General features: G+C 42.8%; 8 protein-coding genes and 1 pseudogene. 5 read left to right on the forward strand and 4 right to left on the reverse strand.

What is annotated here, in order from left to right:
* Positions 1 to 185, forward strand: a pseudogene (locus ENH88_RS02740) (hypothetical protein); the annotation flags it as partial.
* A gap of 29 nt (positions 186 to 214) precedes the next feature.
* On the opposite strand, the gene ENH88_RS02745 reads toward ENH88_RS02740, so the two are convergent.
* On the reverse strand, positions 215 to 718 hold the full coding sequence (locus ENH88_RS02745) for a peptide-methionine (S)-S-oxide reductase (RefSeq protein ID WP_304179185.1): 504 nt from the start codon (positions 716 to 718) through the stop codon (positions 215 to 217).
* 209 nt (positions 719 to 927) lie between these two features.
* Between ENH88_RS02745 and ENH88_RS02750 the strand changes: the two genes are divergently transcribed.
* On the forward strand, positions 928 to 2,784 hold the full coding sequence (locus ENH88_RS02750; RefSeq protein WP_304179187.1) for a TonB-dependent receptor plug domain-containing protein: 1,857 nt from the start codon (positions 928 to 930) through the stop codon (positions 2,782 to 2,784).
* Positions 2,785 to 2,830: 46 nt separating this feature from the next.
* Here the strand turns inward: ENH88_RS02750 and ENH88_RS02755 are convergent, their stop codons facing one another.
* The gene (locus ENH88_RS02755; protein ID WP_304179190.1) at positions 2,831 to 3,094 is read right to left on the reverse strand and encodes a YkgJ family cysteine cluster protein; all 264 of its coding nucleotides are present in this window, start codon (positions 3,092 to 3,094) and stop codon (positions 2,831 to 2,833) included.
* Positions 3,095 to 3,221: 127 nt separating this feature from the next.
* Between ENH88_RS02755 and ENH88_RS02760 the strand changes: the two genes are divergently transcribed.
* Both ENH88_RS02760 and ENH88_RS02765 read left to right on the forward strand, forming a co-directional pair.
* Positions 3,222 to 4,394: an efflux RND transporter periplasmic adaptor subunit gene (locus ENH88_RS02760; RefSeq protein WP_304179192.1), complete on the forward strand. Its 1,173-nt coding sequence runs from the start codon at positions 3,222 to 3,224 to the stop codon at positions 4,392 to 4,394.
* A gap of 3 nt (positions 4,395 to 4,397) precedes the next feature.
* Positions 4,398 to 7,577: an efflux RND transporter permease subunit gene (locus tag ENH88_RS02765; protein WP_304179193.1), complete on the forward strand. Its 3,180-nt coding sequence runs from the start codon at positions 4,398 to 4,400 to the stop codon at positions 7,575 to 7,577.
* 187 nt (positions 7,578 to 7,764) lie between these two features.
* Here the strand turns inward: ENH88_RS02765 and ENH88_RS02770 are convergent, their stop codons facing one another.
* Entirely contained in the window at positions 7,765 to 8,703 is a 939-nt protein-coding gene (locus ENH88_RS02770) for a LysR family transcriptional regulator (protein ID WP_304179200.1), read from the reverse strand.
* 124 nt (positions 8,704 to 8,827) lie between these two features.
* Between ENH88_RS02770 and ENH88_RS02775 the strand changes: the two genes are divergently transcribed.
* A complete protein-coding gene (locus ENH88_RS02775; protein ID WP_304179195.1) occupies positions 8,828 to 9,484 on the forward strand; it encodes a nitroreductase family protein in 657 nt (218 codons plus the stop codon).
* A 107-nt stretch (positions 9,485 to 9,591) separates the two neighbouring features.
* On the opposite strand, the gene nhaD is transcribed toward ENH88_RS02775, so the two are convergent.
* A partial coding sequence (gene nhaD, locus ENH88_RS02780) for a sodium:proton antiporter NhaD (RefSeq protein WP_304179198.1) occupies positions 9,592 to 10,000 on the reverse strand: 409 nt, incomplete at its 5' end.

Genomic DNA, 10,000 nt, shown 5'->3' on the forward strand with positions numbered 1-10,000 from the left:
AAAAACTAACACTCATAAAAATCACTGGTATATCGTTACTACTACTTACTAGCATCTTGAATATATTAAATATTTACAGTGAATATCAACTCGTATTTTCAACAGTTGGTTTTGTAGGTATATTTGTTGCACTTATTATTACTTTTTTTGGTAAAAATGAAAAAGTCGGTCAACCAAACACCTAAATAACATCTGAGCTTAGATTCACAGTACGTTACTTTTTGTATTTATGCAGTAACGACTGCGGTATATGACAGTAATCATCGGGGAAATTGGTTAAGCGGTCTTGGTGCTCAGGATCGCTTGCTACGTAATTTGTCAAAGGCAGTACTTCAACCACTATTTTGTCTGCATCATCACGAGTACTAATAAAGTCTTTCGCTATGTTTAGATGCGCTGGCTGCTTACTGTAAATGGCCGTACGGTATTTTGGCCCTACGTCATCGCCTTGCTTGTTAATACTGTAAGGGTCAATAATTTCAAAGAAATAGCTGATCAAGGTGTTCAACGCCACTTTATCGGTATCAAAAACCACCTGCACACATTCAGCATAACCATCATATTCACCCGCGGTATTGTTACTGGTGCCATTGGCACGCCCAGCTTCAGTGCTCACTACACCGGGTAAATGCTTGATAAACTCTTGAACGCCCCACAAGCAGCCGCCAGCAAAATAAACACTGTCTAAATTAAGATTATTATCGTGTTGTATATTCATCTATTGAGACCTCAATCACATCAAAGTAAGTTAAAAATGGGCCATTAATAGGCAATTTTACGAATTATTATCAAATGCAGTTTTTTCGAATTAATGTACAATAGCGCCCTATTCAGATAGTACGCTATAATTGCGTGTTCGCTCATGGGGCAATACTTAAAAACAATAGCTATCGCACAGTATACATAAAAGCGTGAAGAGATTTTAAAGTGATAAAAACAGTACAACTAGTCCTACCTGCTATTTTTTGCAGTTTATCAACTGCGGTACTCGCAGCAGATGCAATAAATAACACTGACAACATAGAACAAATAACAGTAAAAGTGTCAGCCACTGCAAATAATGAACCTGTTGGCACCTTTGCTGCGCCCATCTCAAATTTAGAATACGACCCGCGTGTTGATTTACAATCACGTAATATGGCCGAAGCACAAGCGGATGTGACTATTCGCGGTGGTATTTTTGAAAACACCGGCTTTCGGGTGGGCAGTGCAACGCTATTCGACCCACAGTCAGGCCATTACTTTGCTGAAATCCCAATTGCACCGCAGATGCTTGACACGGCAAACATTTTTACTGGCGTTGATAATGCCCTGTATGGTGTTAATAGCTCTGTTGGTACGGTGTCGTTTGGTTGGACGCCCATCAATACTGGCGGCAGTGTTTCATTAGGTACTGGTAATAACGACTTTAATTTACAAAGCATCAATGCTGGAGTCAGTGTGCCACTTGCAGGCCAGCCTGATTGGCAACTGGGCTTTCAAGGTGACTACGCTCACTCGCAAAGTGACGGCACCATTGATAATGGCGATCATGACTTTACCCGTGCGTCTGGGCGCGTGCAATTAACTGGCCCGCAATCGCAAACAGATTTATTTTATGGCTCGCAACAAAAGTTCTTTGGTTGGCCAAACTTGTACACGCCATTTGGGGTGAACGAAAGCGAAGATCTTGATACACAATTATTCATGCTTAACCATAAACAAGGCTATGCAAAAGCGAGTTCTGTTGAAGTATCGGCTTATTATCGTAAAAATAACGACCATTATATTTACTCTCGTGAAAACCCCAGTGCGTTTCAAGCTTTTCATGAAACAGAAGTTAAATCTCTGGCGCTTTCAGGGCGCCATAGTAACAGTGAATCGTTTGCAATAAATTACTCAGCGCAATACATGGCAGATTCAATTGAATCTACCACCCTTGAGAATAACTTTACCTCGCGCAATTATTATAAACTCAGTGTATTACCAGAATACAAAACAGCCATTGATACTAACCAATTACTGACCATTCGCTTAGGCGCCGCTTTTGATGATACCAATCGAGATGACTCGCAGTTCTCACTGCTTGGCGACTTAGCTTGGCATACCCTCAGTAATGATGGCACAGAGCGTACTGTGTACTTATCGTTTGCACAGGCAAGTCAAGTTGCTGGATACACAGCCATTGGTGGCAGTGAAGCGGGTGGATTATTTAGAAGTAACTATAATCTTGACCGCGAAACCACCCAGAACCTAGAACTGGGTTTATTGCTTGAACAGCAAACTTGGCGTTTAGATTCAGCCATTTTTTACCGCCAAGATGAAAACCTAACCGATTGGACTTACAGTTTCAACTCGACCTCTGCCCGTGCTGCTAACGCCGTTGATATCGACACCACTGGTATCGAGTTTTTAGCAACTAAGCATTTTGATGCTGTTGAACTTATAAGCAGTTACACTTATCTGCACAAGTCAGAAAGTTATGGCGCAGCAGATATAGATGCCAGTTTTTATGCATTAAACTTTCCTGATCATCGCGTCACGCTTGGCGTTGTTTGGCAACCCATGGATTTGCTTGAATTTAGAATTGACAATGAATGGCGTAAGCAACATGAGAATTCATTACGAAATGGCGATGATGAGGCGTTATTTACCCACTTAACATTGAAAATAACCCCGTCAGAGCTTGATAATCTATTTATCACCCTAGCGGCTGATAACTTATGGGCCGAATCATTTGAAGAGATCCCCGGTACACCTGGGCGCGGTGAGCAATACACTCTGAGTGCAACTTATAGCTGGTAAATAAAAAATATGTCTAAAAACCGCATTTTTTTAAGATGCGGTTTTTTTATGTCATGTGTTCAAGCTCGGTGATCAACTGCAATGCTTGTGCGTTACTGGTGCCACAAACATCGATTGTTGCACTAAAATCACTGCACACTTTCGGGCGGCTTTCATCACCAAATAATTTGCATAAGTTATTGTTATCTAATTGAATACAACGCTCTCCCGCTTTCTTGCCATGCGGCATTCCTGGGATCGGTGAGCTAATGCTTGGTGCAATACAACATGCGCCACAGCCAAGCCGACATGCCATTGCTGATATGTTCATAATCTGCCCCTTTTGTGATCTATTTCATCAATATGTTAATCGTGTAATGACTTGTTACATCTTCATACGCCTTGTAAACACTTTCTTCATTATAATGACAGCGTCACCTAATTATGAGGAAAGCCCTGTGGCTACTAAAAAACAAATCATTCTGCCTATTGCCGTGTTAGTCGCGGGTGTAGGTCTTGCGGTTGCGTTTTCAGCGATGAAACAACCGCCTGAAGAAAAACCAGCACAAGATACACGCCCACTGGTCTCTGTTAACCCAGTTCACCTTGATGCAATTACCCTAGACGTTAAATCGTATGGTGTTGTTAAAGCAAAAGATCACACTCCACTGGTTGCGCAAGTAAGTGGCCAAGTGGTGTTTGTATCTGAGCAATTTGTGCAAGGTGGTTTTGTTAAGCAAGGCGATATTCTAGCACGAATAGATCCAAATGATTATGAAGCGGCATTAATTGAAGCACAAGCAGGGCTTGCTCAAGCAAGTTCAGACTTAGAAATTGAACGTGCACAAGCACATGTAGCACAGGCTGAATGGGACCGTATAAAAGACGATTCAAACCAAGTGATCCCTTCACAACTCTATTTGCGCAAACCACAGTTAGCAGAAAAACTCGCCCGCTATCGCGCAGCGCAAGCTTCTGAAAAACGCGCCAAGCGTAATTTAGAGCGTACGTATATCAAAGCGCCTTATGATGCGATTATTTCTGAACGCGCAATTAGTTTAGGCAGTGTTGTTAACCCAGGTAGCCAGTTTGGCGCACTCAGTTCAACTTTGGTTGCTGAAATTCGCCTACCCGTGGCTGATAAAGAATTACAATACCTGACTAACAGTGGTATCGGCGCGAATGTAACACTCAGTGCAGACTATGCCGGTAAGCCAACCACGTGGCAGGCTAAGATTGTCCGTAGCGAAGGCGTTATTGACCAAAAAAGTCGTATGAGCTATTTAGTAGCACAAGTTGATACCCCCTATGCCAGTGAGCAACCATTGCGTTTTGGCTCTTATATCAATGCCACAATTGCTGGGCGTGAACTGGATAATGCGATTATCGTTCCTCATCACTTAGTGAAAAACGCTAAAATAGCGGTAATGAATGACGATTTAACGCTTTCGTTTAAGTCTCTCAATATCATCAGAGAGCAAAATGGCATGATCATCGCGTCACAAGGCTTAGATGATGGTGAGCAACTGATCACCTCGGCTTTAGATTTTCCAACCGAAGGCATGCAAGTCAAACTAAATGACGCTGATAAGCCTGTCGGTGCAACGCAACTTGCGCTGAAAGAGGAATAAGCCATGAGCATTCATAGCGAAAAAGGCTTAATTGCTTGGTTTGCCCGTAACCCTGTTGCAGCAAATCTATTGATGATTTTTATTTTAGTAGGCGGTATTTTAACAGCATTTTCTATTCGCAAGCAGATGTTCCCACAGTTTGAAAATAACTGGATCAGCGTACAAGCAGTCTACCCAGGTGCTGCCCCACAAGAAGTTGAAGAAGGCATCACCATTAAGGTCGAAGAAGCTCTCGAAGGCTTAGAAGGCATCAAACGGAAAATTACTTATTCAAATCGTGGCTTTTCTCAAGCCTGGATCGAAATCGAAGAAAAATACGATACTAAAGAAGTACTCGATGAAATAAAGATGCAAGTTGATGCGATCAACACCTTCCCTGCTGACATGGAGCGCCCAATTGTGCGCCATGATAAGTTTGAGCAAGAAGTGATGATCCTCGCCCTTTACGGCGACATGAGCAATTATCAGCTCAAAGAGCTTGGCAATAATATTAAAGATGAACTACAAGCACTGCCGCAAATCAACCTCGTTGAATTTAATGGCGGCCTTGATTACGAAATTAGCATTGAAGTCAGCCCAGATAAGCTACGCGAGTACGGTTTAAACTTTAGAGATATTGCCAGTACCGTGCGTGCTTTTTCAGCCAATATGTCGGCAGGGCAAATTCGCTCTGAAAACGGCTATATTTCGATGCGGGTTGAAAAACAAGCCTATCGCGGTAATGAGTTTGAAAAACTGCCACTGATTTTATTGCCTGATGGCGCGCAAGTGTATTTAGGTGATGTAGCAACCATCAACGATGGCTTTGCAGAAGGCCTGCAATACTCAAAATATAATGGTAAAAACTCCCTGTCATTTGAAGTAAACGCCTCAAAAGATCAAGACATCACCAAAGTAGCCAAAGTGCTAAAACAATACTTAGCGGATAAAGCAGGCCAGCTTCCAGCGGGTGTTAAGCTCACGCCCATTGTTGACTTAACTTATTACCTTGAAGGTCGTTTAGACATGATGATCGACAACATGGTATGGGGCGGTCTGCTAGTTATGGTGGTGCTTGCGCTATTTTTACCACTGCGCTTAGCGTTTTGGGTGATGATGGGCTTGCCTGTGTCATTCCTTGGCGCCTTTTTAATGATGCCAATGGGCTTTTTAGATGTCACCATCAACTTAGCGTCACTGTTTGCCTTTATACTCGTGCTCGGTATTGTGGTCGATGACGCCATCGTCGTGGGTGAATCGGCCAGTGCTGAAATTGAAAAACATGGCCACTCGCTGGATAACGTAGTGCGTGGTGTGAAACGCGTTGCGATGCCTGCAACCTTTGGCGTACTAACCACCATTGCTGCATTTTTACCACAAACTTTAGCAAGTGGCCCTGGTGCTGCGTTTTCCAAAGCCATTGGCGGCGTAATTATTCTGTGTTTGATTTTCTCACTGATTGAATCAAAGCTTATTTTACCCGCCCATCTAGCAGCGATGAAACACCGTGAGCCTAATCCTAAAAACCCGTTGCATCGCCTTCGTAAAGTCATGGATAGTGGTTTAAAGCGCTTTGTTGATAACTACTACACGCCATTTATTGGTCATTGTATTCACTATCGTTATACCGTCATTATTGGCTTTATTTGTGTATTAATTGTCAGTGGCGGTATGTTTGCCGGTGGTTTAGTGAAATTTGTCGCGAATCCTAAAATTCCTCATGACTTTCCACGTATTTCGGTTGAAATGAACTTAGCCTCATCTGAGCAAGCCACCTTAGAAACCGCGCAAAAAATAGAGCAAGTCATTATCAATGTTGATAAACAACTGAAAGAGCAATATGGCACAGCCATGGTACGTGACCTGTCAGTTAGTTTACGTGGCCGTACAGATGCCAGCATTATGGCGGTATTAATTGATCCTGAGTTACGCCCTATTGATACCTTTGCATTGAGCGCCCTTTGGCGTGAACAAATGCCTCCTTTACCGGGCGTGAAAACACTAACGATTCAAGACAGTATTATGAATGGTGGTCGAGACGACGGTGATGTGAGCTTCCGCCTTGAAGGTAAAGATGCCAAACAGCTAAAAGAAGTAGCGGCAAAACTTAAAGAAAAACTCAACACCATGGAAGGTGTGGGTGATGTCAATGACTCAATGCAAAGTGCTACTGATGAAGTGCAGCTTGACTTAAAACCACTGGCGTACAGCATGGGACTCACTCTTGCTGATGTCGCCTCACAAGTTAGCTTTAGTTATTATGGCATTGAAGCACAGCGTATTTTACGTGACGGCGAAGAAGTAAAAGTCATGGTCCGCTATCCTGAAGAAGCACGTAATTCAATCAGCGATATCGGCAATGCGCGGATCATTACACCAACGGGTGCAGAAGTTCCTTTGGCTGAAATTGCTGATGTAAAACTGGTTGATGGTGTAAATCGCATTCGCCGTGAAAACTCAAAACGCACCGTTAACGTATGGGCTGCGGTTGATACCGACCAAGTTGAACCGTTTGCAATTGCCAAAGAAATTCGTGATGAATACTTACCAGCCCTATTGAAAAGCTACCCTGGTGTACAAAGTAATGTTGCTGGGCGTATTCAAGAAGAAATGGATAGCGTTGCAGAGCAAGTGCGTGATTTTGCACTATCAATGATGATTATCTTCGCGTTATTAGCGATACCACTGCGCTCATACTCACAGCCGTTAATCATTATGTCGGTGATCCCATTTGGAGTAATTGGCGCCATGTTTGGTCACATGATTTTAGGCATGACCATGAGCGGTTTATCTATCTTCGGGATCATTGCTGTAGCCGGTGTGGTTGTGAACGATTCATTAGTAATGGTGGACTTTGTTAATAAAGCCCGCGCTGAAGGTGTTGCCATTAAAGACGCGGTAATGCAGGCTGGTGCACGCCGCTTTAGAGCGATAATGCTCACTTCAATCACCACCTTTATTGGCGTGTTACCAATTATTATGGAAACCAGCTTACAAGCTAAAATTGTCATCCCCATGGCGGTATCGCTCGCTTTTGGTGTGTTATTTGCCACGGTGATCACGCTGATCCTGATCCCATGTCAATATGTCGCACTAGAAGATACCAAACGATTAATTCGTAAATGGCGCGGTAAAGAAGCGCTGGTAGATGGAACTCCGGCTAGCGACAAGGTGGACAGTAAAGTAAGCCACTCACCTTTATAAAATTTGATATCCCAACCAACTAGCCCGAGCTGTATACAGTTCGGGCTTTTTATTTGAAGCAAAAACTTTAAAGGCGTTATTTTTAAACGAAATTGCGGAGCATATAAATAAAAGTGACCCTACAGAATAATAGTAAACTCCCCTTGATGCTCAATTACCACGTTGTAGCACAGAATATGTTTAATAATTAGTCATCAAGTACACTGTGTTCAAGTACGCCTTTATCAATTAGTTGGCTGATTATCGTGCGTGCTTTTTCACGACACGCATCACGTAATAGTCTAACTGCAGGAGTAATTGATTGACGACTTGGGCAAATGAGCCAGAGTTCGCCACAGGTATGTTGATAGCCCGGCATCAGGGTAACGACTCGATCATTTAGTAGGTCATCGGCTATATCTAATGCTGATTTTACGGCAAGCCCTTTGCCGGCAACACACCAACGCCGTACTAAGTCACCATCATTAGAGGCGCGCTTGCCCTGCATTTTGACTTTGTATTTGTTTTGCCCGTCGGTGAATTCCCACACATTATTGATAATATCTTGCAGTTGATAAAATAACCCTTGATGCTGGGTTAAATCATCTGGGTGCTGAGGATCACCATATTGCTGCACGTATTCTTTGGTGGCGCACAATAAGCGGGGCACGTTACAAATTTTAAATCCATAAACATTGGCATCATTTGGCGAGCCATAACGCAGTGCTATATCCACCGAATCTCGGTAAAAATCTACGTTACTGTCACTAATATGCGTGCGTAGACTCACCTTAGGGTAACTATCCATAATTTCATCAATCCAAGGGATCACTAAATTACGGCCAAGATCAGAAGATAATGCCACCCTTAGCTCGCCTTCAATCTCATCGTGTTCGCCTTTAAGGTTTTGCCGAGCTTGCTCAAGTATCGTTATTGCTTGCTCGCACTGTGGAATGTAGCGTTCACCTGCTGCTGAAAGCCTTAAATGCCGCGTAGTGCGCACAAATAGGTCAACTCCTAATATCGCTTCCACTCGTTTGATAGCGGCGCTGGCGGTTGCTGTACGCATATCAAGTTTTGCCGCCGCAAGGGTAATACTTTTAAATTCAGCGACTTTCAGTATGAGTTTTAAATCGTCAATCTGCATATTATCTAAATATATTTGATAATGATTCAATAATTATGCTGTTTATCAAAAGTAATGCAAGCGCTATCATCTGCTTCATTCAACGGCTTTGATTAAATAAAGCTATTCGCTACAGGAACCTATTATGACACACCCGATTATTACTGACTTAGAAGCGCGTTACACAACCAAAAAATATGATGCAACTAAACGCGTATCGGCAGATGATTTAGCTGTTATCTATCAAGCTATGCGCTTATCTCCATCATCAATTAACTCACAGCCGTGGAAATTCATTGTTATTGAGTCTGAGCAAGCAAAGCAACGTATGCATGATACTTTTGCTAACAAGTTTCAATTTAATCAACCTCATATTAAAACTGCCTCACACATTATTTTATTTGCATACAACCCAAAATACAGCCGCGAAGATTATGCAAAAGTGATTGATGCAGATATAGCAAATGGCCGCACGCCGGCAGAAAATCGCGAGCAAGCGTTTGGCGCATATGCATTCGTTGATTTAAATACCGATGAATCTGGTAACAACGGCACCTGGAGCAAAGCACAAACCTACCTTGCACTTGGTAATACTATGCACGCCGTTGCACGTTTAGGTATTGATTCAACCCCAATGGAAGGCGTTGATAGCGAGCTAATTGGTGAGCTTTTTGCCGATGAGTTAGGTGGTTATGTTTGTGAAGTAGCACTTGTCATCGGTTATCACGAAACACAAACCGACTATAACGCAAAACTGCCAAAATCACGGTTAAGCCAAGAGCAAGTCATTGAAGTGATTTAAATAATATTGTTGGCTTAAATTGGCTCACAAAATTTAACTATCCGTATAAAGAGAAAAGCGAACAAGTAGCAACTTGTTCGCTTTTAATTATGCTGTTCAGTGCTCTATTAAAAAAGGCCTGCGTTTAACCATAAATGCAGCATGATACTTGCGCCATAGCCAAGCGCAATAACTGGCGTCCACTTTAAATGGCCAAAGAAAGTATAATAACCGCGGGCTTGCCCCATTAATGCTACACCGGCAGCAGAGCCAATTGACAATAAACTACCGCCGACCCCCGCTGTTAAGGTGATTAATAACCATTGCCCGTGTGACATATCCGGCTGCATAGACAGCACTGCAAACATCACGGGGATGTTATCGATAACCGCCGAAATAACCCCTAAGAATATATTGGCCGTTGTCGCCGACCAACTGCCGTAAAGCATCTCAGACATCAAGTTTAAATAACCTAAAAAGCCAAGTCCGCCTACACACATTACAATGCCGTAGAAAAATAATAAGGTATCCCACTCG

It is taken from the genome of Pseudoalteromonas prydzensis (assembly GCF_011050055.1).
In the GTDB taxonomy this organism is placed as follows: Bacteria; Pseudomonadota; Gammaproteobacteria; order Enterobacterales; family Alteromonadaceae; genus Pseudoalteromonas; species Pseudoalteromonas prydzensis_A.